This is a genomic window from Arthrobacter saudimassiliensis (assembly GCF_059090665.1).
Genome location: NZ_JBNHFX010000001.1, coordinates 1334846 through 1359718 on the forward strand (window position 1 = coordinate 1334846; position 24873 = coordinate 1359718).

Annotated in this window: 23 protein-coding genes; 13 read left to right on the forward strand and 10 right to left on the reverse strand. The window is 72.3% G+C overall.

Features of this window, described 5'->3' with window-relative positions:
* Window positions 1-43 precede the first annotated feature (43 nt).
* Window positions 44-2515, forward strand: coding sequence for a phosphoketolase family protein (locus tag AC5RV6_RS06245; protein ID WP_494006403.1), 2472 nt, complete (start codon window positions 44-46; stop codon window positions 2513-2515).
* A gap of 81 nt (window positions 2516-2596) precedes the next feature.
* Complete coding sequence (locus tag AC5RV6_RS06250) at window positions 2597-3064, forward strand: SRPBCC family protein (RefSeq protein WP_494006404.1); 468 nt, start codon at window positions 2597-2599, stop codon at window positions 3062-3064.
* 90 nt (window positions 3065-3154) lie between these two features.
* Here AC5RV6_RS06250 and AC5RV6_RS06255 read toward each other — a convergent pair whose 3' ends face one another.
* Entirely contained in the window at window positions 3155-3565 is a 411-nt protein-coding gene (locus AC5RV6_RS06255) for a Rid family hydrolase (RefSeq protein WP_494006405.1), read from the reverse strand.
* Window positions 3566-3640: 75 nt separating this feature from the next.
* Between AC5RV6_RS06255 and AC5RV6_RS06260 the strand changes: the two genes are divergently transcribed.
* Window positions 3641-4072 (forward strand): winged helix-turn-helix transcriptional regulator, encoded by a 432-nt coding sequence (locus AC5RV6_RS06260; RefSeq protein ID WP_494006406.1) that lies wholly within the window; start codon window positions 3641-3643, stop codon window positions 4070-4072.
* Between the two features lie 90 nt (window positions 4073-4162).
* Here the strand turns inward: AC5RV6_RS06260 and AC5RV6_RS06265 are convergent, their stop codons facing one another.
* Window positions 4163-5179 (reverse strand): zinc-dependent alcohol dehydrogenase, encoded by a 1017-nt coding sequence (locus AC5RV6_RS06265; RefSeq protein ID WP_494006407.1) that lies wholly within the window; start codon window positions 5177-5179, stop codon window positions 4163-4165.
* Window positions 5180-5323: 144 nt separating this feature from the next.
* Window positions 5324-6322: an SDR family NAD(P)-dependent oxidoreductase gene (locus AC5RV6_RS06270; RefSeq protein WP_494006408.1), complete on the reverse strand. Its 999-nt coding sequence runs from the start codon at window positions 6320-6322 to the stop codon at window positions 5324-5326.
* Between the two features lie 154 nt (window positions 6323-6476).
* Here AC5RV6_RS06270 and AC5RV6_RS06275 point away from each other — a divergent pair, with 154 nt between their 5' ends.
* Complete coding sequence (locus tag AC5RV6_RS06275) at window positions 6477-7478, forward strand: LacI family DNA-binding transcriptional regulator (protein WP_494006409.1); 1002 nt, start codon at window positions 6477-6479, stop codon at window positions 7476-7478.
* Between the two features lie 39 nt (window positions 7479-7517).
* Here AC5RV6_RS06275 and AC5RV6_RS06280 read toward each other — a convergent pair whose 3' ends face one another.
* Entirely contained in the window at window positions 7518-8183 is a 666-nt protein-coding gene (locus tag AC5RV6_RS06280; RefSeq protein WP_494006410.1) for an SDR family oxidoreductase, read from the reverse strand.
* Between the two features lie 166 nt (window positions 8184-8349).
* Between AC5RV6_RS06280 and AC5RV6_RS06285 the strand changes: the two genes are divergently transcribed.
* From AC5RV6_RS06285 to AC5RV6_RS06300, 4 genes are all read left to right on the forward strand, one after another.
* Complete coding sequence (locus tag AC5RV6_RS06285; protein ID WP_494006411.1) at window positions 8350-9300, forward strand: zinc-binding dehydrogenase; 951 nt, start codon at window positions 8350-8352, stop codon at window positions 9298-9300.
* 132 nt (window positions 9301-9432) lie between these two features.
* Window positions 9433-11160, forward strand: a complete 1728-nt coding sequence (locus AC5RV6_RS06290) for an AlkA N-terminal domain-containing protein (protein ID WP_494006412.1) — start codon at window positions 9433-9435, stop codon at window positions 11158-11160.
* Window positions 11157-11846 (forward strand): methylated-DNA--[protein]-cysteine S-methyltransferase, encoded by a 690-nt coding sequence (locus tag AC5RV6_RS06295; RefSeq protein WP_494006413.1) that lies wholly within the window; start codon window positions 11157-11159, stop codon window positions 11844-11846. Before AC5RV6_RS06290 ends, AC5RV6_RS06295 begins: the two co-directional genes overlap by 4 nt.
* An 85-nt stretch (window positions 11847-11931) precedes the next feature.
* The gene (locus tag AC5RV6_RS06300; protein ID WP_494006414.1) at window positions 11932-12492 is read left to right on the forward strand and encodes a dihydrofolate reductase family protein; all 561 of its coding nucleotides are present in this window, start codon (window positions 11932-11934) and stop codon (window positions 12490-12492) included.
* 9 nt (window positions 12493-12501) lie between these two features.
* On the opposite strand, the gene AC5RV6_RS06305 is transcribed toward AC5RV6_RS06300, so the two are convergent.
* Both AC5RV6_RS06305 and AC5RV6_RS06310 read right to left on the reverse strand, forming a co-directional pair.
* Entirely contained in the window at window positions 12502-13569 is a 1068-nt protein-coding gene (locus AC5RV6_RS06305; RefSeq protein WP_494006415.1) for a winged helix DNA-binding domain-containing protein, read from the reverse strand.
* 54 nt (window positions 13570-13623) lie between these two features.
* A complete protein-coding gene (locus AC5RV6_RS06310; protein WP_494006416.1) occupies window positions 13624-14730 on the reverse strand; it encodes a GTP pyrophosphokinase in 1107 nt (368 codons plus the stop codon).
* 179 nt (window positions 14731-14909) lie between these two features.
* On the opposite strand from AC5RV6_RS06310, the gene AC5RV6_RS06315 reads away from it, so the two are divergent.
* The 3 genes from AC5RV6_RS06315 to AC5RV6_RS06325 all read left to right on the forward strand — a co-directional run bounded on the left by AC5RV6_RS06315 (window position 14910) and on the right by AC5RV6_RS06325 (window position 17328).
* Window positions 14910-15830 carry a carbohydrate kinase family protein gene (locus AC5RV6_RS06315; RefSeq protein WP_494006417.1) on the forward strand — a complete coding sequence of 307 codons (921 nt, stop codon included), beginning with the start codon at window positions 14910-14912 and terminating at the stop codon, window positions 15828-15830.
* A 47-nt stretch (window positions 15831-15877) separates the two neighbouring features.
* Window positions 15878-16414 carry a YbhB/YbcL family Raf kinase inhibitor-like protein gene (locus tag AC5RV6_RS06320; protein ID WP_494006418.1) on the forward strand — a complete coding sequence of 179 codons (537 nt, stop codon included), beginning with the start codon at window positions 15878-15880 and terminating at the stop codon, window positions 16412-16414.
* A gap of 104 nt (window positions 16415-16518) precedes the next feature.
* On the forward strand, window positions 16519-17328 hold the full coding sequence (locus AC5RV6_RS06325) for an HAD family hydrolase (protein ID WP_494006419.1): 810 nt from the start codon (window positions 16519-16521) through the stop codon (window positions 17326-17328).
* Here the strand turns inward: AC5RV6_RS06325 and AC5RV6_RS06330 are convergent.
* A complete protein-coding gene (locus AC5RV6_RS06330) occupies window positions 17325-18065 on the reverse strand; it encodes a phosphatase PAP2 family protein (protein WP_494006420.1) in 741 nt (246 codons plus the stop codon). The genes AC5RV6_RS06325 and AC5RV6_RS06330 overlap by 4 nt on opposite strands.
* 9 nt (window positions 18066-18074) lie before the next feature.
* Between AC5RV6_RS06330 and AC5RV6_RS06335 the strand changes: the two genes are divergently transcribed.
* Together AC5RV6_RS06335 and AC5RV6_RS06340 are read left to right on the forward strand one after the other, a co-directional pair.
* Window positions 18075-18923: a glycerophosphodiester phosphodiesterase family protein gene (locus tag AC5RV6_RS06335; RefSeq protein WP_494006421.1), complete on the forward strand. Its 849-nt coding sequence runs from the start codon at window positions 18075-18077 to the stop codon at window positions 18921-18923.
* A 43-nt stretch (window positions 18924-18966) separates the two neighbouring features.
* Window positions 18967-20079, forward strand: coding sequence for a glycerate kinase (locus AC5RV6_RS06340; RefSeq protein WP_494006422.1), 1113 nt, complete (start codon window positions 18967-18969; stop codon window positions 20077-20079).
* A gap of 16 nt (window positions 20080-20095) precedes the next feature.
* Here the strand turns inward: AC5RV6_RS06340 and AC5RV6_RS06345 are convergent, their stop codons facing one another.
* The 3 genes from AC5RV6_RS06345 to AC5RV6_RS06355 all read right to left on the reverse strand — a co-directional run bounded on the left by AC5RV6_RS06345 (window position 20096) and on the right by AC5RV6_RS06355 (window position 24871).
* Window positions 20096-20938, reverse strand: a complete 843-nt coding sequence (locus AC5RV6_RS06345; RefSeq protein WP_494006423.1) for an aldo/keto reductase — start codon at window positions 20936-20938, stop codon at window positions 20096-20098.
* Window positions 20939-21029: 91 nt separating this feature from the next.
* The gene (locus tag AC5RV6_RS06350; RefSeq protein ID WP_494006424.1) at window positions 21030-22301 is read right to left on the reverse strand and encodes an alpha/beta hydrolase; all 1272 of its coding nucleotides are present in this window, start codon (window positions 22299-22301) and stop codon (window positions 21030-21032) included.
* A 26-nt stretch (window positions 22302-22327) separates the two neighbouring features.
* Window positions 22328-24871 carry a bifunctional lysylphosphatidylglycerol flippase/synthetase MprF gene (locus AC5RV6_RS06355; RefSeq protein ID WP_494006425.1) on the reverse strand — a complete coding sequence of 848 codons (2544 nt, stop codon included), beginning with the start codon at window positions 24869-24871 and terminating at the stop codon, window positions 22328-22330.
* Window positions 24872-24873 lie beyond the last annotated feature (2 nt).

Here is a 24873-nt window from a genome sequence, read left to right on the forward strand (position 1 = left end):
CGAGAGTCTGCCAGCACCCCCGACCCCAACGAAGGAGCTGACCATGAGCGAGCCCGGCACCGGTGCCCCTCCCGGAACCGTCACCGACCCGCTGCCCGGCACCGAGCCCGTGCCTGCGGCCGAGCTGGCCGGCGTGGACGCCTGGTGGCGCGCCGCGAACTATCTCTCCGCCGGGCAGATCTACCTGCGGGAGAACCCGCTGCTGCGCCGGCCGCTGGAGGCGGCGGACGTCAAGGCCCGGCTGCTGGGCCACTGGGGCACCACCCCGGGCCTGAACTTCATCTACGCGCACCTGAACCGGCTGATCCGTGCCACCGGCCAGCCGTTCCTGTTCATTACCGGTCCCGGGCACGGCGGCCCGGCGAACGTGGCCAACGCCTGGCTGGAAGGCACCTACTCCGAGATCTACAGCCATGTCGGGCTGGACGAGGAAGGCCTGGCCACCCTGTTCCGCCAGTTCTCCTATCCCGGCGGCATTCCCAGCCACGCCGCTCCCGAGACCCCGGGCTCCATCCATGAAGGCGGCGAACTCGGGTATTCGCTCGCGCACGCCTACGGAGCGGTGTTCGACAACCCGGACCTGATCGCCGCCACGGTCATCGGCGACGGCGAGGCGGAGACCGGCCCGCTGGCCGCCAGCTGGCACTCCAACAGCTTCCTCGATCCCGCCGCCGACGGCGCGGTGCTGCCGATCCTGCACCTGAACGGGTACAAGATCGCCAACCCCACCATCCTGTCCCGGATGCCCGAAGAGCAGCTGGCCAAGCTGCTCGAGGGCTACGGCTACCGGCCCTACTTCGTCACCGTGGAGGACCCCGACGCCGTGGAGCAGGCGCACGAGGACTTCGCCGCCGCCCTGGCCGCCTGCGTGGCGGAGATCCACGCCATCCAGGCCCCCTACCGCTCCGGCGGGACACCGCCCGACGCCGCAGAAGCAGGCGCCCCGGTCTGGCCGATGATCGTGCTCCGCTCGCCCAAGGGCTGGACCGGACCGCGCAAGGTGGACGGGCTGCAGGTCGAGGGGACCTGGCGCGCCCACCAGGTACCGCTGTCCGGCATCCATGAGAATCCGGAACACCTCGCCCAGCTGGAGGAGTGGATGCGCTCCTACCGGCCCCAGGAACTGTTCGACGACGCCGGCCGGCTGCGGCAGGAGATCGCCGCCCTCGCGCCGGAGGGGGAGCTGCGGATGAGCGCCACCCCGTACGCCAACGGCGGCCGGCTGCTGCAGGACCTGCGCCTGCCCGCCTACGCGGACCACGCCGTCGCCGTCGAGCGTCCCGGCGCCGAACAGGTGAGCCCGATGATCAACCTGGGCGGCTACCTGCGGGAGATCATCCGGCTCAACCCCTCCACCTTCCGGATCTTCGGCCCGGACGAGACGGCCTCGAACCGGCTGCAGGCCGTCTACGACGTCACCGACAAGGTCTGGCAGCAGCGCATCGACGCGGTGGACGAACACCTGGCCCGCAGCGGCCGGGTGGCGGAGGTGCTCTCGGAACACCTGTGCGAGGGCTGGCTGGAGGGCTACCTGCTGACCGGCCGGCACGGCGTCTTCAACTGCTACGAGGCGTTCGTGCACATTGTCGATTCGATGTTCAACCAGCACGCCAAGTGGCTGAAGGTCTCCCGGGAACTGGCGTGGCGGCAGCCCATCGCCTCACTGAACTACCTGCTCTCCAGCCACGTCTGGCAGCAGGACCACAACGGCTTCTCGCACCAGGATCCCGGGTTCATCGACCACGTGGTGAACAAGAAGGCCGACGTGATCCGGGTGTACCTGCCCCCGGACGCCAACACCCTGCTCGCCGTCACCGAGCACATCCTGGGCACCCGGGACCGGGTGAACGTGGTGGTCTCCGGCAAGCAGCCGGCCCCGGCCTGGCTGGATCCGGAGCAGGCGAAGCTGCACGTGCAGCGCGGCATCGGCATCTGGGACTTCGCCGGCAGCGAGCCGGCCGATCCGGCGCAGGCATCGGAGCCCGACGTCGTGATGGCGTGCGCCGGCGACGTCCCCACCCTGGAGACCGTGGCCGCGGCGGCGCTGCTGAAGCAGAACCTGCCGGACCTGCGGATCCGGGTGGTCAACGTGGTGGACCTGATGCGGCTGCAGGATCCGGCGGAGCATCCGCACGGGCTGCCGGACCGGGACTTCGACACGCTCTTCACCAAGGAGAAGCCGATCATCTTCGCCTACCACGGCTACCCGTGGCTGATCCACCGGCTGACCTACCGCCGCACCAACCACGCCAACCTGCACGTGCGCGGCTACAAGGAGGAGGGCACCACCACCACGCCGTTCGACATGGCGATGCTGAACCAGATCGACCGGTTCCAGCTGGCCATCGACGTGCTGGACCGGGTCCCCGGACTGGGCGAACGGCAGGCGCCGCTGCGCCAGCGGCTGCAGGACGAGCGGCTGCGCGCCCGGCAGTACACCCGCGACGAAGGCCAGGATCCGCCGTACATTTCCGGCTGGAACCTGCAGGAGGCCGAAGCCGACACCCCGGGCTGAGACCACCGTCCGGCCCGGCACAATCTTCGGCGGCCCCGCGCCGCCGGATGCAGGAAAAACCGACGAAAAGGAGATCAACATATGTCAGGTGAGCAGACGAACGTGGTAGTCACCCGGGTGATCGACGCATCGGCGGAAGACATTTTCCGGCTGCTGTCCAACCCGGAGAGGCACCACGAACTGGACGGCTCCGGCATGGTGGTTTCGGACGAGAAGACCAACCGCATCGCCGGCGTGGGCGATGTGTTCACGATGAACATGCACAACGAAAAGATGGGGGACTACAAGACCGACAACCACGTCACCGGATTCGACCCCAAGAAGCTGATCGCCTGGCAGACCGCGCCGGCCGGCACCGAGCCCAAGGGCTGGCAGTGGGTCTGGGAGCTGCAGGCCCAGGGCCAGGATTCCACCGAGGTGACCCTCACCTATGACTGGTCCAACGTCACCGACAAGGAGACGTTGAAGAAGGTCTCGTTCCCGATGGTGTCCAAGGATGACCTGGAGGAGTCGCTGAACAAGCTGGCTGCGGCGGTGTCCGGGGCATAGCAGCTCCGGCTCCACCCGGGCTGTAACGCGCGACGGCGGCCGGTTCCCTTCCCAACGGAAGGGAACCGGCCGCCGTCGCCTGCCCGGGCCTCAGTCGAGGACCGCGTAGGCCTCCACCTCGATGAGCACGTCCGGCTCGAACAGGTAGTCGACACCAATGAACGACAGCGGCGGCAGCGGCTGCGGAAGGTTCAGTTCCTCCACCACGCTCTCGATGCCCGCGATGAAGTCGTCCATCTTGTCCGGGTGCCACTGCACGGCGAAGAACCGCAGCCGCACCACATCGGAGAAGTCCGCACCGGCACCGGCAAGGCCGCGGGCGGTGTTGCGCAGGGCAATGGCGGTCTGTTCCTTCAAATCCCCGGGGGCGAGCCGGTTTCCCTCGCCGTCCCGGGCGATCTGCCCGGCGACGTGCACGTGCCGGGTGCCTGACGCCACGGAGACGTGATGGTAGGGGACGGGCTGGAACATGCCCTCCGGGCTGTGCATCGTGACGGTCATGACGGTCCTTTCTGACGGAAGCTGGACCTTGTTTCTACTTGGCCCCTCAAAGGAGCTTCAACGAGACTAGGTGTCATGCCGGATACCTTCCCTGCCAGTGCCGTTCCCGCTGCTGCCGACCCGGTTCAGCACTCCCAGGTCAGCGCCGAACAGCGGGAACTGCTGGATCAGCTGCTCGACAAGTGGTCCCTGCTGGTGCTGGACAAGCTGTGTGAGCAGCCGCTGCGCTTCAACGGACTGCGGCGGGCCATTCCGACCGTCACCCAGAAACCCCTGACCGCCACCCTGCGACGGCTGGAGCGCAACGGCATGGTGGAGCGGGCGGTGGTGCAGACCCGGCCGGTGGCAGTGGAATACCGCCTCACCGCACTCGGCAAGACGCTGCAGGAGCTCATCGACGCCCTGCTGGGATGGACATCGGTCAATATGGCCGCGGTGCGCGAGGCCAGGGGCCGGTTCGACGACGAGGAGGAGCGCCGGAGCGGATTCGTTCCCGGGACGCCCTGACGACTGGACGCCCTGACGCCGACGGCGGCCGGTTCCCTTTCGTGAGAAGGGAACCGGCCGCCGTCGTGCTTCAGGCCGTTGCCGGATGGATCAGTCGAAGCGGACGACGACCTTGTCCGCGGCTCCGGGGGTCTGCGCCAGTTCCAGCGCCTCGAGGGAGCGCTCGAAGGGCAGGACGTCGCTGATGATCAGCGCGTATTTCCGCCAGTTCTCGATGATGTCGTCGGTGACCTCGAAGATCTCCGTGGGGTAGCCCATGGCGAAAACGATGGTCAGCTCCGTGGTCAGGATGGAGCCGAAGTCCAGCTCGACGGGCTTCTTGTGGACCGCGACGATCCCGAGCACCGCTCCGGACTTCGCCACGCCGGCCACGGTCTGCGGCACCACCGGGGCGCCGGCGGCGTCGAGGAAGATGTCGGTGCCGGACCGGGTGCCGCGCACCATCATGGTGGCGCCGTCCCCGTGGAGTTCGACCAGGCGGGCGGCGACGTCCTCCTCGGCGGAGTTGATCACCGCATCCGCGCCGACTTCGAGGGCCTTCTTCAGCCGCGAGGGGACGATGTCGACCACCACGATGTGCGAGGCGCCCCGGCGGCGGTAGCCCAGGACGGCGCCGAGCCCGATCGGGCCGGCACCGAAGATCACCACCTTGTCGCCGGGCTGGGGGTCGGTGCGGTTCACTGCGTGGTAGGCCACGGCCATCGGCTCGTTGAGCGCCGCCACCTCCCACGGAATCTCCGCGGGAATGACCCGCAGCTGCCGGCCGGGCACCGCCTCGCGGACCACGACGTACTCGGACAGCCCGCCCTGCGCGCCGCCGCTGCCCAGCAGCCCGTCGGTGAAGGCCATGGTGTCGATGACCACGTGGTCCCCGACGGCGAAGCCCTCCACCTCGGCGCCGACTTCGGCGACCTCCGCGGCCGGTTCATGGCCGAGCGGGGTCGCACCCTGGCGCGGCGGAATGCCGCCCATGTGGCTGTACATGGCGTCGGATCCGCAGATGCCGCAGGCCTTCATCTTCAGCAGCACATCGCGCGGACCGGCGACGGGACGGTCCACCTCCACCCATTCGTTGGTGCCCGGGCCGGTGACGTGGACGGATTTCACAGTGTCTCCCTCAGGGGTTCGTGTACGTGCCGCCGCCGGTGGGTGCCGACGGCGGGTGGAGCAAGGCGGCCGGTTCCCCTCCTGCAGGAGGGGGCCGGCCGCCGTCGTGCTTCCTGCCGAAACGGCGCGGAGCAGGTGCGGAAGCTAGACCGCGGACCAGCCGCCGTCGGAGGGCAGGATGGCGCCGTTGATGTTCACGGCGTCGTCGGAGAGCAGGAAGGTGATGGACGCGGCCAGGTCCTCGGCGGAGGCAATGCCGGGGATGTTCACGCGGGCCGGGGCCAGGTGGGCCTCGCCGTACTCGCTGGTCTTTCCGCCCATGGGGATGCCGGTGGCGACGCCGCCCGGGGCGACGGCGTTCACACGGATGCCTTCGCGGGCATACATGAACGCGGTGCTGCGGGTGATGCCGACCACCGCGTGCTTGGAGGCGGTGTAGGCGACACCCGAAGCGGAGCCGCGCAGGCCGGCCTCGGAGGTGACGTTCACGATCGAGCCCTTGCCGGCCTCGAGCATGCCCGGCAGCACGGCGCGGGTCAGGCGGACCAGTCCGTCCACGTTCACGGCGAAGATCTTCTGCCACATGGCGTCGGTGACCTCGTGCAGCGGGGAGAAGTCGTCGTTGATGCCGGCAACGTTGGCGAGGGCGTCCACCGTGCCGCCGGCGGCGGCGACAATGCGGTCCACCGCGGCCAGGTCGGTGAGGTCCGCCACGACCGGAACGACGGCCTCGCCGGCTTCCTTGGCAAGCTCGTTGATCTTCGCCTCGGCGATGTCGACGGCGATGACCCGGCCGCCCTCGCGGACGATGCGGGCGGCGGTGGCCTGGCCGATGCCGCCGCCGGCGCCGGTGACGATCACGGTCTTGCCCTCGAAGCGGCCCGGCACGGTCGGCAGCTCCGCTGCGGCGGTCTCCGGCACCACGCCGCCGTTGGCGGCCTTCACCAGTTCGTCGACGGCGGCCTGCGGGAACTTGCCCTGGCTGAGGTCCACCAGCTGCTGCAGCTTCAGGGTCAGCGCCGGGCCCAGGGTGGATTCGTCGCTGCCGGCCTGCGCCAGCAGGCCGCGGATGGCGGGTCCGCCCGCCGGGTGGTCGAGCCACTGCTGGACGGTGTTCTGGGCGGTGATGGGCTGGTTGGCCACGTGCCGGTCCTTTCGGTCGGAGAGACGGCCGTGGTTGCGCGGCCGTTGCGCAGGCAACCCCGGGTTACACGTGTAAGTTGCCTGTATCGTCAGATTACCGGACAAACCGGAACGGCATAATCCCCGATTTTGGCGGGTTGGGAAAGGCGGGCACGTGGAGCGCAGGGTCACCTCGGCCGACGTCGCACAGGCCGCCGGCGTCTCCCGCGCCACCGTCAGCTACGTGCTCAACGGCCGCTCCGGGCAGAGCATCTCGGCGGCCACCCGGGACCGGGTGCTCGCCGCTGCCCGGACGCTGGGCTACACGCCGTCGACGGCGGCCCGCACCCTGCGCCGCGGCCGCAGCGATGTGGTGCTGATGCTGCTGCCGCCCGAACCGCTGGGCCAGGCGCTGGCCATGGTGCTGGATGCCGCCAGTGAGCAGGTGGAGCGGCGCGGACAGCGGCTGCTGGCGCACCGGCTGCCGCCGCAGGGCGGGGCCGCCGCCCTGGTGCGGTCCCTGGCGCCGGCGGCGCTGATTGTCACCACGCCTCTGGATCCCGCCGAACTGGCCGAACTGCGCGCCTTCGGCACCCCGGTGGCGAGCCTGCAGGACGAGCTGGAGGACCCGCTGTCCCCGGACCTGGGCATCGGCGCGCGGCAGGTGGAGTATCTGGCCGGCGCCGGGCATACCCGGCTGGGCCTGGCGCTGCCGGCCGCTGCGGGCTACGAATGGCGGGCCCGGGTGCGTCAGTCCGCCGTGGAGGACGCCTGCACCCGGCTCGGCCTGCCGGCTCCCGCGGTCATCCGGCTGGAGCTGGACAGTGTCCAGGCCGAGACCGCCGTCGGGCAGTGGCGCCAGGCCCCGGAGCCGGTCACCGCGGTCTGCGCGTTCGACGACGAGTACGCCTTCGCACTGCTCTCCGGGCTCGCGGCCCGCGGCCTCGCCGCTCCCGCAGACCTGGCGGTCATCGGCGCCGAGGACATCCCGCTCGCGGCGCTGGCGGTGCCGCCGCTGACGACCGTGCGGGTGGACGCCCGGCGGCTGGGCCAGCGGTTTGCGCAGCTGGCGGCTCCCGCCGACGGCGGCGCCGAAGCAGCCGGCGTCCCGGACGGTGCGGGGCGCGGCGAGGCCCGGCTGCCGCCGGTCACCCTGGTGCGCCGCGCCTCGGCCTAGCCGGCGACGCCGCGGCGCGGGCCGCCGACGGCATCAGGCTCAGGCGTGCCCGTCCGCCAGGGCGTCCAGGGCCTCCGCCACCGGGGTGGCGCCGTTGTTGAACTCGATCATCCTGCCGATGGTGGCCGGGCGGTCCAGCACTTCGGCGGCCACGAGGGCGACATCCTCGCGGGAGACCTGGCTGCCTTCGACGCCGGGACCGGTTTCGATCTTTCCGGTGCCCGGGTCCAGGGTCAGCCCGCTGGGGCCGAGGATGGTCCAGTCCAGGCCGCTGCCGCGCAGGTGCTCGTCAGCTGCGGCCTTGGCCTCGGCGTAGGCGAAGAACCCGTTGTCCTCGGGCACGCCGTGATCGGGGCCGGCGCCGAAGTAGGACACCATCACATACCGCCGCGCCCCCGCAGCCCGGGCGGCGTCCATGGAGCGGATCGCGGCGTCGCGGTCCACCGCATAGGTCCGCTCCGGGGAGCCGCCGCCGGCGCCGGCGGACCAGACCACCGCGTCCTGGCCGGCCAGCTGGTCGGCGATCTCCTCCGTGGAGAGGTGCTCGACGTCGGCCACGACGGCGGTGGCGCCGGTGGCCTCGACGTCTGCGGCGTGGTCGGGGTTGCGGAAAAGGGACGTGACCTGGTGGCCCCTGGCGGTGAGGTCCTTCGCGAGGTGCAGCGCGACCTTGCCGTGGCCGCCGATGATGGCTACGCGTGACATATGAGTCCTTTCCATCGGGAAAACCGGACGTGGGGAGCAGTGCCCCCACACGCAACAGTAAGCACACTTATGGTGCAGATGCACGTTCGCCGGGACCGCCCGATCCGGCCAGGGAGCGGGCGTAATCTGGAAAGGCAAGCACATGCACCACTGAAGGAGATGCCCCATGAAGGCATGGCAGTTCACCGGAACCAACAAGCCGCTGGAACTCAACGAAGTACCCGAGCCGCACGCCGGGCCGGGCCAGGTGGTCGTGGAGGTCAAGGCCGCAGGCGTCTGCCACTCCGACGTCACCGCCCTGGACGACCCGGGGTGGATGCCGCTGTTCTCCCAGCTTCCGCGGACCATGGGCCACGAAAACGCCGGCGTGATCACCGAGGTCGGCGAGGGCATGGAGCACTGGAAGGTCGGCGACCGGGTGGGCCTGGCGCCGGTGATGAGCGACGGCGACGCGCTCGGCTACGGCAAGTGGGACGGCGGTTTCGGACCCAAGCTGCTCGCCACCGACGACAACCTCGTCAAGCTCCCCGATGAAGTTCCCTTCGACCTCGCGGCCATGGCCACCGACGCCGGCCTCACCGCCTACCACGCGATCATCGCCGTCGGCGGCGCAAAGAAGGGCATGAAGGTCGGCGTCATCGGCCTCGGCGGCCTCGGCTACATCGGCGCCCGGGTCGCGGTGCTCTCCGGCGCGGAGGTCTACGGCGCCGAAATCAACCCCGCCACCCGCGGGCTGGCCGACGAGATCGGCCTGGCCGGCGTCGCCGAATCCATCACCGAGTTCAAGGACAAGGGCCTGGACCTGATCGTGGACTACGCCGGCTTCGGCACCACCACATCGGCGGCCATCGAGACCCTGGCCGAATTCGGCACCCTGGTGCAGGTGGGCATGGGCCGGCTGGAAGCGACGATCAACACCTACCCGATCATCATCAACCAGCTCTCCATCAAGGGCTCCAAGTCCGGCACCAAGGAGGACCTGGAGGCACTGTACGAGCTGATGAAGTCCGGCCAGCTGAACCCGCCGATGAACATCATCACCCAGGCGGAGATCCCGGACGCGATCGACAAGCTCCGTGCAGGCGGCGTGGTCGGCCGCTTCATCGCGAAGTACTAAGCCCCGGCGCAGCCTCCGCTGCCTCATGGCGGCAGGCCCCTCCGGAACGGGGCCTGCCGCCATTGTGCATCCTTGGACTGCCGTGTCCGAAAACCGCCGGAAGCCGGTGCCGAAACGCGCTTTACTGGAGGCATGACCATCACCGAGGACGCGGCACCCGATGCCGCGGACGCCCTGGGCCGGCCCCGGGCGCGCCGCTCCACCGGTACGGCCGGGGATCGCCTCTTCACCGAGCGGTACCGGGCCATCGACGCCCGCGATGCCCGCTTCGACGGTCAGTTCTTCACGGCCGTAACCTCCACCGGCATCTACTGCCGGCCCTCCTGCCCGGCCCGGACCCCGAAGCCGGAGAACGTCACGTTCTTCCTGACCTCCGCCGCCGCGCACGAGGCCGGCTACCGTGCCTGCAAACGCTGCCTGCCCGAGGCCGCGCCCGGCACCCCGGAGTGGAACCTGCGCGGCGACCTCGCCGGCCGCGCGATGCGGCTGATCAGCGACGGCGTCGTGGACCGGGAAGGCGTCGACGGCCTCGCGGCGCGGCTGGGCTACACCGCCCGGCACATCCACCGGCTGCTGCTCGCCGAGCTGGGCGCCGGGCCGCTGGCCCTCGCCCGCGCCCGCCGGGCCCAGTCCGCCCGCGCCCTGCTGGCCGGCAGCGACCTGCCGCTGGCCCAGGTCGCCTTCGCCGCCGGCTTTGGTTCGGTCCGCCAGTTCAACGACACGGTCCGCGAGGTCTTCGACAGCAGGCCCGGCGAGCTGCGCGCCCGGGCCCGCCGCCGGCCCCGGACTACAGGGGCCGACCACGCTGATTCCGCCGCAGCGCCAGCTGCCCGGCCGGCCCCGGACACGGCGTCCGCCCGACCCGCCCCGCATGCCGCCCGGCTGGACATCGACCTGCCGGTCCGGGCGCCCTACGACGCCCCGGGCATGTTCCGTTTCCTCGCCGCCCGCGCCGTCGCCGGCATTGAACTGGCCGACCTCAGCGACCCCGGCCGGCTGCGCTACGCCCGCACCCTGGCCCTACCGCACGGCCCGGCCGCCGTCGACATCACCGCCGCACGGCACCCGAAGCGCGGCTGGCAGCTGACCGCCCGGCTCGAGCTGGCCTCCCTGGCCGACGCAGCGCCCGCCGTCGCCCGCATCCGCCGGCTGCTGGACCTGGACGCCGATCCCGCCGCCGTCGACGCCGCCCTCGCCGCCGATCCGGTCCTCGCCCCGCTCATTGCCCGCACGCCCGGCATCCGGGTTCCCGGCGCCGTGGATCCGCACGAGCTGGTGATCCGGGCCCTTCTCGGCCGGCAGATCTCCGTCGCCGCCGCCACCACCCACCTCACCCGGCTGGCCCTCCGTGCCGGCAGCCCGTACGCCGCCTCGATCCCCGGCCTGGACCGGCTCTTCCCGGCCCCGGCACAGATCCTCGCCGCGGTGCCTGCACCGCAGAGCGGGGGTGCCCCGGACCCCGACCGCCCGCTGCGGCTGCCCGCCCGCGCCGTTGCCTCCGTCCTGGCCGCCGCCCGGGCGCTGGACACCGGCGACCTGGCCGTGCACATCGGCGCCGACGCCGCGCAGCTGCGCGCGGATCTGCTGGCCCGGCCCGGCATCGGGCCCTGGACGGCCGGCTACATCGGGATGCGGGTGCTCGGCGACCCGGACGCCTGGCTGCCCGGCGACGTCGCGCTTCTGGCCGGGGCCCGGACCGCCGGCCTGCCCGACGTGGACCTGCCCGGGCCCGCAGCCCACCGGGCGCTGGCCGCACGCGCCGCGGCCTGGGCGCCCTGGCGCTCCTACGCTGCCATGCACCTGTGGCGGGCCGCCGCCGGGCCCGCCGCCCCGCCCCGTTCCGGAAAGGATGACCAATGAACACCACGATCAGCCCGGAAACCCCGGCAGCCCCGGAGCCGGCAACCGGATCCGGGCCCGCCGCGACGGCAGCGGAGGTGACAGGGCCGGCCACCGCCCAGCGGCCTGCCGCGGCGGTCTTCACCACCCTGGACACCCCGGACGGACCCTTCTCCCTGCTCGCCACCGCCGACGGGGTCCTTGCCTCCGGGTGGACGGCGGATCAGGCGGCATTGTCCGCCCTGGTGCATCCCAGCCTGCGCCCGGCGGCCGATGAGGTGGCGATCCTGCCCGATCTGCGGCTGCGGACGGATGAACGCCCCGATCCGCGCTCCGGCGCGGCGCCGGCCGTCGCCGCCGACGCCGTCGCGGCGGTGGGCGCCTACTATGCGGGCGACCTGGCTGCTCCGGGCAGGATTCCGGTCCGCCAGCACTCCGGCGGGTTCCGGATCCAGGCCTGGGACACCCTGCGCGGCGTCGGGCCCGGCGAACGCCTCACCTACGCCGCCTACGCCGCCCGGGCCGGACGGCCGACGGCGGTACGCGCCGCCGCGGCGGCCTGCGCCCTGAACGCCGCCGCCCTCTTCGTTCCCTGCCACCGGATCCTGCGCACCGACGGAACGCTCGGCGGATTCCGGTACGGACTGGAACTCAAGCAGCGGCTGCTGGACCGGGAAGCGGGCCGGCCGGGGAACCTGCTGTTCTGAGCCGGCCGCGCCGGGTCCGGGGATCACGGCGGCCGGGAAGCGGGATCCTCTTGCCTCCGGCGCACCCGGTGGCTTGAGTGGGCCCATGGGCAAACTCATCTACTCCGTCGCGTCCTCCCTGGACGGCTACAACACCGACGCCGAAGGCCGGTTCGACTGGGCCTTCCCCGAAGACAGCGTGGTCGCCGCCCTGAGCGAGGACCTCGCCACGGTGACGACCTTCCTGTACGGCCGCAGGATGTACGAGACGATGGCGATCTGGGAAACCGACCCGTCCGCGGCGGAGGATTCCCCGGAGTCTGCCACCTTCGCCCGGCTCTGGCAGGACACCGAGAAGGTGGTCTTCTCCACCACCCTGAAGGATGTCTGGACGACCCGGACCCGGCTGGAGCCGGCCTTTACCCTCGAGGCGCTGGAGCGGGCCCGCTCAGCGACGGCCGGAGACCTGACCATTGAAGGCCCCACCCTGGCCGGAACCGCCCTGGCCCTGGGCGTGGTCGACGTCGTGGAGCTGCTGATCTGCCCGGCCGTGGTCGGCGGCGGGACGCGCGTGTTTCCGGACGGGCTGCGGCTGGACCTGGACCTGGCCCGGGAACGCCGCTTCGACAACGGCATGGTGCAGGTTACCTACACCGTCCGCCGGTAGGCGGCCCGGTCAGCCGTGCGGCCAGGCCGCCACCGCGGCCTCGACAGCCTCCCGGGTCCGCGCCGGGACCGGCTCCACCAGCTCGATCACCGGCTGCGGGGCGCCGCGGCCGGTGCGCGGCAGCCGCCAGGTGCCGACGGCGAGCCCGTCCACCAGCAAGGCCGGCCGGAAGACGCCGTTGCCGCCGGGCACCAGCGCCTGGAGCATGCCCGGCCCCGCCACCAGGGAACGGTCCGCGTAACCGAGGATCCACTCGTCGAAGCCGGGCACCAGGGTCACCGCGCCGGCATCGGGCGCCGTCGTGGCGTCGGGCGGCTCCGGGTCCCCGATCATCCACGCCGGGATGCCCTCCACCTGCACCTCCACCAGGTCCTCGACACGCGCGGCCGCCCGGCGCAGCAGCGTCTTGGGCAGCTTGGTCCACCAAGCCAGGTCATCGGCCGTCACCGGGCCGCGGGCCAGCACAAAGCCGCGCACCACCTCGGCCAGGGCGGCGTCGGGATCCACGGGCGGCGCGGCGGGGGAGAGGGTGAGGTACTGCTCGGTACCCGTTTCGTCGAAGGGGCCCCAGTGCGCCAGGCCGGCCACCGACAGGTTCATCAGCAGGTGGTAGCCGCGCCCGTCCGCCGTCGCGATGCCGGCGGCCTCCCACAGGTCCAGCACCTCGGCCCGGCGCAGCGGCTGCACGGCCAGCGCCTCCGCCAGCACGTCGCGGGCCTGCGCGACGACGGCGTCGGGGAGTCCCAGCTGTTCGCGGCGCTTGGCTGTGGCCCGGTGGATGCGCTCGCCGGTGAAGGACAGCAGGGCCCGCAGATGCTCAGGGGTGGTGGCGAAGAGGGTGCCACGCATCGGCCAGGACCGCACCAGGGCCCCGGCGTCGAACGCGGCCCGGACCTCGGCCACGGTGGTACCCGGCCGGGAGCGCACCGCGATGGCCCGCTGGACCGCGGGCAGGTCCTGGCCCTGGAGGGCGACGGCGCGGCGCACGACGTCGGCGGGCGCCAGATCGGAGCCGTCCAGCCGGTGGGACCGCAGGCGGAGCCGCCGGGCCTGCCCGGCGGTGAGGTTGACGCTCATCCGGTCACGGTAAGGCGGCGCAGTGCCCCGGGCAAGGGGCGCGGCGCCGCACGGCTAGGCCTTCTGCCGGGCCCGGTACAGCTGGATCTGCCGGTAGCGGCGGCCCAGCGAGTCCCGCCGCGGGTGCGAGGCGGCGTCGGCCGGTTCCGCGGTGAGCTCGATGTGCTCCTTGCCGAACCGCCACAGCAGCAGGTCATCGAGCAGCCGGTCCGGGCCGGGGGAGTAGCGGTGGTCCAGGGCCTGCCGGACGGCGGTGATCGCGTCCGCCTGCAGCAGCCCGGCCAGGTCCATGGTGGTTTTCAGCCCGTGCGCGGCGAGCAGCTCGGCGGCCCAGCCCCAGTCGTCGTCGACCTTGCGGTTCACGTGCGGCAGCAGGGTCAGCCACACGTGCCGGATCCGGTTCGGGGTCAGCGGAGCGCTGCCCTCGCCGTCCTCGTCCCAGAACCCGGTGACCGTCTCGTACCGCTCGTGCAGCTCGGCGAATTCCTTCTCCACCATCTCCAGCATGGCGGCGGTGGCGGTGAACTGCCGGTCGAAGTAGGGGCTCCAGGCCCGCGGATCGCCGGCCTTGAACCGGATGTCGTGCTCGATCTCGGACCAGGCGTGCGCCAGCACGGTGCGGATCTGCACCTCGAACAGGTAGCTGCCGTTGGGCCGGTGCTCCGGCTCCAGCACCTTGTGGAACGCCCGTACCGTCTCATTCTGGATGGTGCGCAGGATCAGGTGGCGGCTGGAATAGCCGTAGGTGCCGGACTCGATGGACCCGATGTCCTTTTCCCGGTCCCCGCGGCAGTCGAACTCGGCGCGCTGGCGCTTGATCAGCTGCGCGGCGGCGTCGACCTCATGCGGCAGGGTCATGATCACCCGCACCCCCACCAGGTCGGTCAGGTTCCGCAGCGGATCGGGGAAGACCAGGGCGGGCACTTCCTCCGGGTCGTCGGACACCAGCATGCGGGAGGCCTTGTCCCGGAACGACTCCACCGATTTGGTGCGCGCGGTGATGAACAGGGGCCGCACCTCGGAGCCCGCCAGGACCGTCCGCAGGGCGCCTTCCACCTCCCGGGTGACCTCCTCCAGCGCCGGCCGCACCCGTGCGTACTCCTCGGTGCTCGCCGCCACGGCGGGCCGCAGCCTCTCATCCAGGCTCTCCCAGGCGCCCATGTCCTCCCCGTCTTTCCGCCGGCGGCCCTTCGCCGGCCCGCTCCTCTCCAGCGTATGCCAGCAGGAGGCAAACCGGGCTGCCCCGACGCTGCCGGCGCCCTGGCCCCGCCCGTGCGCCGCGTCGGTCCTCCCGGGGGCCCGGCCGTTAAGGACACCGCCGGAGCGCCGATGCTAGGTTGATGAGCGTGCTCACAGTTATCGGCGAAGCCCTCGTGGACGAAGTAGTCAGTGACACCGCTCCGCGGCGCTCCCACCCCGGCGGCAGCCCGCTGAACGTGGCGGTGGGCGTGGCCCGGCTTGGGAAGCCGGTGCAGTTCATCGGCCGCTGGGGCTCCGACGCCAACGGGGCGCTGATCGCCGAGCACCTGCGCAGCAACTCGGTCCTCACCGCCGGCCCGGCCGACGACCTGCCGACCTCCGTGGCCACAGCCACCCTGGATCCGGTCGGCGGCGCCCGCTACACCTTCGACCTGCAGTGGCAGCTGCCCGGCCTGGTGGCGGACCTGCCGCGGCTGCTGGAGGGCACCACCATGCTGCACACCGGCTCGATCGCGGCGATGCTGATGCCCGGCGCCCGGGACGTGGAACGGGCCGTCGAACGCGCCCACCCGCTGGCCACCATCACCTATGACCCGAACTGCCGGCCCTCGATCATCACCGACGTCTCCTACGCGCGGGACCAGGCGGAGAAGTTCGTCGCCCTCGCCGACGTCGTCAAGGCCTCCGACGAGGACCTGCGCTGGCTCTACCCGGACGTGCCGGTGGAGGAAAGCGCCCGGCGCTGGCTGGCCGCCGGTCCCGCGCTCGTCGTCGTCACCCGCGGCTCGCAGGGGCCCTGGGCGGTGGCCGCCGCCGGGGAAGCCGAGGTGCCCGCGCCCACGGTCAGCGTGACGGACACGGTGGGCGCCGGGGATTCGTTCATGTCCGCGCTGCTGGTCGGGCTGATGGACCAGGAGCTCGACGGCGGGGCCCGCCGCTCCGAGCTGGCGCGGATCTCGCTTGCGGACCTGCGCCGGCTGCTGGAGTTCGCCGCCCGCGCCGCCGCCGTCACCGTCACCCGGGAAGGCGCCGACCCGCCCACCCGGGCTGACCTGGCCTGACACCCGGCCCCCGGAACCACCCGCAACCCACGCAGAAGGAGAACCGCATGCAGAGCCACGACCCGTATGCCGCGCTGCCGAACGCCGCGCAGTTCCAGGTGACCAGCGAGGACTTCCAGGACATGGACCAGCTGCCGCCGGCACTGTACAGCGGACAGATGGGCGTCCCGCACGGCGAGGACCGCTCCCCGCAGCTGAGCTGGTCCGGCGCGCCGGAAGGCACCCGCAGCTTCGCGGTGACCATGTTCGATCCCGATGCCCCCACCGGCAGCGGCTTCTGGCACTGGGCGGCGTTCAACCTGCCCGCCGACTGCACGTCGCTGCCCTCCGGCGCCGCCAACGACGGCGGCCTGCCCCCCGGCGCCGTCCAGCTCGCCAACGACGCCGGCTTCACCGGGTTCACCGGCGCCGCCCCGCCCGCCGGTCACGGCCCGCACCGCTACATGGTCGTGGTGCACGCGGTGGATGTCGCGGAACTGGACGTGCCCGCCGACGCGACGCCCGCATACCTCGGGTTCAACCTGTTCAGCCACACCCTCGGCCGGGCCCGGATCACCGGCATCGGCGAGATCCCCGAGGACTGATTTCCCCCGTTGTCCCGTCCCGGCCACGCCGGGGCGGGACGACGGAACCGCTGCGGCTAGGCTGGAAGCGGGGCGCCGGCACCGGCGCAAGGAAAGGGAACACGATGCGGCTGGTGGCCAGCGACCTTGACGGCACAATCATCGGGCCGGACAACCGGATCAGCGACCGCACGGTCGCAGCCTTCCGCCGCGCGGCCGCCGCGGGAGTGCACATCGTCTTCGTCACCGGCCGGCCGCCGCGCTGGCTGGGCCCGCTGCGCCGGCAGATCGGCCACGAAGGAACCGTCATCTGCTCCAACGGAGCGGTGACCTACGACCTGCGCAACGACACCGTCCTGGATGCCCGGGCGGTGCCGCTGCCGGACGTGTTCGCCGCAGCGGACATCATCCGCGGCCTGTATCCGGCGGCCCGGTTCGCCGCGGAGAGCCTGCAGGGCTTTCACCTGGAACCGGGCTTCCTGGAGCACGCCACCGCCGAACGGCTGGGCGACATCCGCCCGGCGCCGCTGGCCGAAACCCTCGGCCGGGACACGCCCGTGGTCAAGTTCCTCACCAAGGTGGACGGGGTGTCCCCCGATGAGCTGCTGGCGCAGGTCCGCCCCGCCGTCGCCGGCCTGGTCTCCGCCACCCACTCCGCCCCGGGCATGCCGCTGCTGGAAATGGCCGCGCCCGGCCTGGACAAAGCCGTGACCCTCGCCGAATACGCCAAGGCGCTGGAGATCGACCGCGCCGACGTCGTCGCGTTCGGGGACATGCCCAACGACGTTGAAATGCTCAGCTGGGCCGGCCGCGGGTACGCCATGGCCTCCGGGCACCCCGACGCCCTTGCGGCCGCCGACCGCAGCGCACCCGCCTTCGCCGAGGACGGCGTCGCGCAGGTCCTCGAACGGCTGCTGGACCGGGCGCAGGCCTAAGGGACGCCCGGCTCCGGCACGGCCGGGCGCCGGCGGCGCAGGAACAGCTGGTGCGCGGTGATGATCACCGCCACCCAGGCGGCGCCCAGCGTCCACGCCACCAGCACATCGGTCAGCCAGTGGTGGCCCAGGTAGACCCGGGACAGTCCCATGCCCAGCACGAACAGCGCCGCCCCGGCCACCGCCAGGATCCGCGCGGCCCGGGAGCGTGAATAGAGAAGCACCAGGTAGGCGAAGATCCCCGCCAGCACCATCGAATTCAGCGAATGGCCGCTGGGAAACGACGCCGAGACCTCGTACGGCGGCACGGCAAGCATCCGGTCCGGCCGGGGCCGGCCCACCAGCGCCTTGCCGGTGACGGTCATCAGCAGCGACCCCGCCGCGGCCACCGCCAGCAGCAGCAGCGGCGTCCAGCTGCGGAACCGCCACACCATCACCAGGGCCGCGGCGCCGGCCAGCAGCGGCATGCCCACGGTGCCGCCGAGGTTCGTGAAGCCGGTGACGGCAGCGTCCAGCCCGGGGGAGCGCAGGCCCAGCGCGGCGTCGAGCACCGGGCGGTCCAGGGCCGCCACCCCGTCCTCCTCGGTGACCGCGTCGTACAGCTCCGCCGACGCCGCGGTCAGGAGCAGCGCCGGAACCAGGCCAAGGGCGAGGATGAGCAGCAGCCCGGCATGGGCGCGCAGCCAGGCCGCCAGGGAGGCCGGGAGGGAACGCAGGGACGCGGGAAGCGGAGCCATCCCACCAGTATGCCCGTCCGGTTTGGCTACAGTACGAGAGTGATCCCGGTACCCCCATACCTTCGCAACCCCGTCCGCGGCTCCGGCTCCGACCCGCAGCGGCAGGCCCCCATCGGCCTGTCCCACCGCGGCTTCTCGCGCAGCGGCGCCGAGAACACGCTGCCCGCGTTCCAGGCCGCCGTCGACCTGGGCTTCGGCTGGCTGGAAACCGATGTGCGCACCACCGCCGACGGCGTGCTGCTGGCCTTCCACGACGCCGACCTGGACCGGGTCAGCGGCAGCTCCGGCCCGGTGGGAACCCGCACGATGCGCGAGCTGGCGGACGTGAGGGTGGGCGGGCAGCCCGTACCCACCCTGGAGCAGCTGTTGACGGCGTGGCCGGGCGTCCGGCTGAACGTGGACGTGAAGGACGCCGCCGGCGTCGCGCCGTTGGCCGACCTGATCCGCCGGCACGGCGCCCGGGACCGGGTGCTGGTCGCTTCCTTCTCGGACCGCCGTCGGCTTGCCGTGCTCCGCCGGCTGCGCCGCAGCGGCTCCGGCCCGGTCGCCAGCTCCGCCGGTTCCGTGTTCACGGCCCTCGCCGTGCTGCTTGCGCCCCTCGGCGGGGTGGGGCTGCTGGCCCGGCTGGGCCGCTTCCAGTGCCTGCAGGTGCCGCGCCGCTACGGCGCCCTGCCCGTGGTGACCCCGGCCCTGATCCGGGGCTGCCACCGCGCCGGGGTCCAGGTGCACGTGTGGACGGTCAACGAGCGCGCGCAGATGGAGGAACTGCTGGACGCGGGAGTGGACGGCATCGTCTCCGACCGGGCCGACCTGCTCGCCGAGGTGCTGGCGGCCCGCGGGTGCTGGCCGCAGGGCTGAGGCCGCCGCCCCGGTGTCCGGCCCGGCTGGCACAATGGGGCCCATGCGCGTTCTGATTGCACCGGACAAGTTCAAGGGCACCCTCTCCGCAGAGGAAGCCGCCGCAGCCATGGCGGAGGGCGTGCTGGCGGTCTACCCGGAGGCGCAGGTGACCGCCGTGCCCGTGGCCGACGGCGGCGAAGGCACCCTGGAGGCGGCCCTTGCCGCCGGCGCGGTACCGCACACGGCTCGGGTCCGCGGCCCGCTGGACGGCCAGGTCAGCGCCGTCTGGGCGCTGCGCGGCGACGGAACCGCCGTGATCGAAACGGCCCGGGCCAGCGGGCTGATGCTGGTCGAACCGACCGTGCAGACCGCGCTCGCCGCCACCAGCTACGGCTCCGGTGAACTGATCCGCGCCGCGCTTGACGCCGGTGCCCGCGAGATCGTGCTCGGCATCGGCGGCAGCGCCATGACCGACGGCGGCTCCGGCGCGCTGCGGGCCCTGGGGCTGCGCATCCTCGACGCCGACGGCGCGCCCGTGCCCGACGGCGGGGCCGGTCTCGCGCTGGCCGCCGCCGTCGACCCCGCGGGCCTGGATCCGCGGCTGTCGCAGGTCCGGTTGCGCATCGCGGCCGACGTCACGAACCCGCTGCTCGGGGCCAACGGAACCGCGCATGTCTTTGCCGCCCAGAAGGGTGCCGACGCCGCTGCCCGGGACCTGCTCGACGACGCGCTGGGCAACTGGGCGCGGCTGCTGCTCGAGGCGGCCGGGCACGACGTGGACGTGCCGGGAGCCGGCGCGGCCGGCGGCTTCCCGTCCGGTTTCCTCGCCTTCACCGACGCCACCCTGGAACCGGGCTTTGAACTGATCTCCGGGCTGACCGGACTGGCCGACGCGCTGGAGTCCGCCGACCTGGTGCTCACGGGCGAAGGCTCCCTGGACGAGCAGTCCACGTACGGCAAGGCCCCGCTTGAGGTGGCGCGGCGGGCGGCGGCGCGGGGACTGCCCGTGGTGGCCGTGGCCGGGCGGATCACACTGACCCCGCAGCAGCTGCAGGAATACGGCATCGTCGCGGCCGTGAGCCTGCTGGACCTGGTCCGGGAACCGGCCGAGGCCATGACGCAGGCCGCTCGCTGGCTCACCTGGGGAACCCGGCAGGCGCTCGAAGGAGCGTAGCGGGAGGGCGCCGGGCCTATTCCATGGTCACGCCGCTGAGCTGGGCGACGACGGCCGGATCCCGGTGGTCGAGGAACAGCGAGTGCCCCTGGTCAAGGTCGGCGATGGCGGCCATCTCCTGCGGGCTGAGCTCGAAGTCGAAGACCTGGAAGTTCTGTTCCATGCGGTCCCGGCGCACCGATTTGGGGATCACCACGATCTCCCGCTGAATCAGCCAGCGCAGCACGACCTGGGGGATGCTCCTGCCGTGCGCCTCGGCCACCGCGCCCAGCGTCGGGTCCGAGAACAGATTGTTCTTCCCCTCCGCGAACGGGGCCCAGGACTCCTGCCGCACGCCCTGGCTGACCATCAGCTGGTTCTCCACCGCCCGCTGGTAGAACGGGTGGGTTTCGACCTGGTTCACCGCCGGCACGACGCTGTTGTGGAAGATCAGGTCCATCAGCCGGTCCGGGCCGAAGTTGGACACGCCGATGGCCCGGGCGGCTCCCTCGGCGTTGATCTGCTCCATGGCCCGCCACTCCCCGTAGACGTCGCCGAAGGGCTGATGGATCAGGTACAGGTCCACGTAGTCCATGTCCAGGTTCTGCAGGGAGGTCTCGAACGCCTGCCTCGTGGTGGCCCCGTTGTCCTGGATCCAGAGCTTCGTGGTGATGAACAGCTCACCGCGCGGGATGCCGCTGGCCCGCACCGCCCGGCCAACGGCGTCCTCATTGCGGTAGGCCGCGGCCGTGTCCAGGGAGCGGTAGCCGACCTCGAGGGCGTTGCTCACCGCCTCTTCCGTGGCTTCCGGCGGAACCTGGTACACGCCAAAGCCCAGGATCGGCATTTCGACGCCGTTGTTCAGGGTGACGGTCTGCATCGGATGTCCTTTCGACGGTCCCCGTCGACGGTACTCCCGAGGCCCGGCGCGCGGCAGGGGCGGCGGTTCATTCCGGTCCGGAATCTCCGGATCAGGGTGCCGTCAGGCCCAGCCGCCCGCCCAGCCAGTCCAGGTTGTCGACGACCCCGGCCCGCCACACCTGCCATGAATGTCCGCCCGGCAGTTCCTGCAGCTGCATGTGCGCTCCCGCGGCCCGGGCGGCGTCGTACACCCGGCGCCCCGCGGGGGCGTAGAAGCCGTCCGTGGAGCCGATGACGACGATTCCGGCGCTGCCGGCCAGGTCCCTGCTCCGGAGCAGCTCCAGGGGCTCCTGCCGGGCCAGGGCCGTCGCGTCGCCGTCGAAGTAGTCCTCGATCAGCTCCTGCCGCCGCCCGGACGGCACCGCGGGCCCGGCGGCTCCGGCCACGTCGATGAAGGTGGGATAGGCCTGGGGAAACTTCACTGCCAGCTGCAGCGCACAGGTGCCGCCGTAGGAATAGCCGGCCACCGCCCACCGCCGGCCTCCGGCCAGCCCGGAGGCCAGGTTCTCCCGCACCCAGCGCGGGAGATCGACGGCGAGGTAGGTGGCCGCGCCGCCGACGTCGGAGTCCAGGCAGAGCGGCCACCGGCCGGTCCCTGCGCCCGAGAGGTCAGGCACCACGACCACAGGAGCCAGCCCCCGGTGCCGGGCCGCGAACTCGTCCAGGGCCTCGGCGATCCGGCCGCTGACGAACCAGTCCGACGGTCCGCCCGGCTGGCCGTGCAGCAGGACCAGGACCGGCAGGTCGACCGCCGGCGGGCTGGCCAGATAGGCCGGCGGCAGCCAGACCCAGGCGGGACCGGACCGGTAACCGGAACCTGACTCTCCGATGGCCGCTTCGAAGACCCTTCCCCGGGCCGGCATGTCCACGGGCGGCTGCCACGTGGCCTCGGTGGTCGGCGGTTCGGGCGCGGCCGGCGGGGCCCGGCGCGGCAGCTCCTGCGTCTCCGGGCGGGGCGGATCCAACAGCGAACCCACGGTGGGGTACTGCCCGTAGGCGGAGTTGGCGCCGGACATGACGGCGAGCAGCACCACGGCGGCCGCGGGAGCCGCCGCTGCCCGCCCGGCCCGGCCCGAAGCCGTCCGGAGCAGGGGGCCCACCAGCAGCACCGCCCATATTCCCGCGAAGGCATATACGTACAGCCGGCGTGGAAAGGAGGCGTTCCACCAGAAGAGCAGGTGTTCGGCGAGCAGGAGGAGCAGCCCGGTCAGGGCGAGGGCGGCGAGGGCTGTGAACGCCGCCGCACGAGGGCTCCGGCGGGCCACGGTGTACGCCAGCCAGGCCAGTGCCAGGGCGCCGAGGAGGACCACGGCAACGGGCACGGGCCCGGAGGCCAACGGCAGGCCGGTCACCGGGAGCTGCCGATGATCCTGCGGGCCATGGTGAGGCCCTGTCCCACGGAGACATGCGGCAGGTAGGCCCTGGCCAGGGCGTTGGCGATGGCGGGCAGAGCGGCGGGATCCGGATAGCTCATGTACAGGGGCTCGTAGCGGGGCTGGAACTTCGCCTTGAACGCCAGCAGGGACCGGAAACCGTAGACCGGCTCGAGGGTGGAGCCCAGCCGGTCCAGCACGCGGTCCAGCACCGCCGGGGAACCGGACTGCTGGCCGGCCGGGGCTTCGGCCCGGGCGAGCGGGGCACCGGAGAGGCTGAGGAACCCGACGCCCTCCGCTTTCAGGGACAGGGCCGCCGAAGCGATCAGGAAGTCCATGGCCCCGGGAAATCCGCTGTCCCGGCGGCGCATGAAATCGAGGGTCCATCCGCGGACCTCCCCATCGCGGTAGACGGGCAGCCACGACGTCACGCCGTGCACCGTGCGGTCCTCATCAACCGCGAGCAGCACCCGGACCTCGGGGTCGGCCACCTCGTCGAGGCCGCCGAGGGTAAAACCCATCTCCGGCATGCCCTTGTCCGCCACCCACTCCTCCGAAATGGCCCGCAGCTGGTCCAGCACGGCCGGCGGAGCCTGCCCATACGTCGTCCATTCGGCGTGGATGCCCAGTTTCCGGGCCTTGTTGAGGGCGGTGCGGACATCCTGGAACTTTTTGCCCCGGAACTCCAGGTGCTCCAGGTCCAGGATCGTTTCCTCGGCAACCTCCAGGCTGAACCAGCCGTCCGCGGCGGCGATGGCCCGCACCTTCGTGCCCACGGAGTAGAAGCAGGGCTGCACGCCGTTCTCCATGCACCAGGCGGCGAACTGCCGCACCGTTCCCGCCAGTTCCTCCGCCGGCCCGACCGGTTCCCCCACGGTCAAGGCCACTCCGAAGTCCAGCCGATAGGCGATATAGGACCGGCCGCCGCCGGAAAACCAGTATCGGTTTCCCGGCCACAGGGTCATCCAGGCCAGGGTGCTTCCGCCATGGGTTTTCAGCAGGGTGCGGGCGCGGCGCCGGTCCTGCTCCTTTTCCCCGCCGGGCGGGCGGAGAAAGGTGAGCAGGAGCAGGACACAGACGATCAGCCAGAAGAGCAGCCCGACCCCCTCGTAGAGGATGGCGGCGGGAAGCGTCAGCGGCAGCAGGACGTTGGCGCTGCTCAGTTCCACCAGCGGAATGAAGCAGGCGGGCAGGTCCGCCAGCAGCCTGGCGGGGGTGGCCTCGGGCGTGAATCCCGTGCGGAAGAGCAGCCCGCCGCCCAGGTACAGGACCGCCAGGATGACGGCGGAGGCGGCCACGGCCAGGCTGAACCGGCGGTAGGTGCCCGGCGGCGCGGCCACCGTGAACAGGCGCCCGGTCAGCGCCAGCAGCACCAGGACAGCCAGCGGCACCAGCATCGGGAGCACCGCGGCGAGCGGGTTGGCGGAGCCGATGCCGAACGGGTCCCGGCCGGGGGCGGGCGCCGCCAGGTAGCCGGCGAGCCGGACGGCTGCTGCGGCCGTCATCGCCGCCTGCAGCACCAGCGTCGCCGCCCAGGCGAACCGGCGGCCCCGGCGGAGCCCGTCGCAGAGCACCAGCAGCAGGATCTGCGGCAGCACCACCAGGAAGAAACCCGCCGGTCCGGCCCGCAGCTCGAACCGTGCGGCACTGCATTCGGTCTGCCGGCCGGGATCTGCGCACAGCTGCTCCAGCGCCTGCGGGTTGAGCGCCTGGATGTCGGTGTAGAGGTAGCGCAGCACCGCGAGCGGTCCTGCGGCCTCCGCGCTGAGCGCGGCCAGGACCGGCCCTGCCGCCGAGGCCGCCACGGCGATGGCCACGAGCACCCGGGCCTCCCTGCGGGAGGAGATCAGCCGGGCGGCCGGGCGGGGACGGCGGCCGAACAGCAGGGGCCCGACGGCGGCTCCGCTGAGCGCGGCGGCCAGGACAACGATGGTCTGGAAGGAACCGGTGTAGAGGACCAGCAGCACCAGCAGCGTGAACAGGAAGAGCCGCAGCCGCCGCCGCCACAGGGTGCCGAGGCCGGCCGAACCGGCGGCGGCGACGCCGCAGAGCAGTGCCGCCGGCCCCACGAAGGACTCGAGCGCCAGCTCCCGGCCCCAGCCGCGGAAGACCGCTCCCGCCAACAGGGCGAAACCGATGCCGGCCAGCACGCCGGCCAGGTGGGTGAGGGCCGCGGCGCCCAGCAGCCGCCGGGATCCGAGCAGCCGCTCGGCCGGGAGGCCGATGCCCAGGGCCAGCAGGGTGCCGGCCAGATAGCCGGCCGCGCTGTTCGCCCAGAGCCCGGAGAGCAGCACGGCGGGCCAATGCTGCGGCAGGGACTGCGGCGTGACGCTAACCCACTGCAGCAGCGGCGGTTCGGGACCGGCGGCCAGCGAGGAGGTCGCCAGCGCCAGCGTCCAGAGCAGCACCACGAACGTGAGCGTGACGGGGGCGGTGCGCAGCAGGTCCGCGGCCCGCTTTCCCAGACGCTTCCGGCGGTGCCCGGCGGCTCCCGCCGCCGGGGCCGAGACCGTTGCCATGC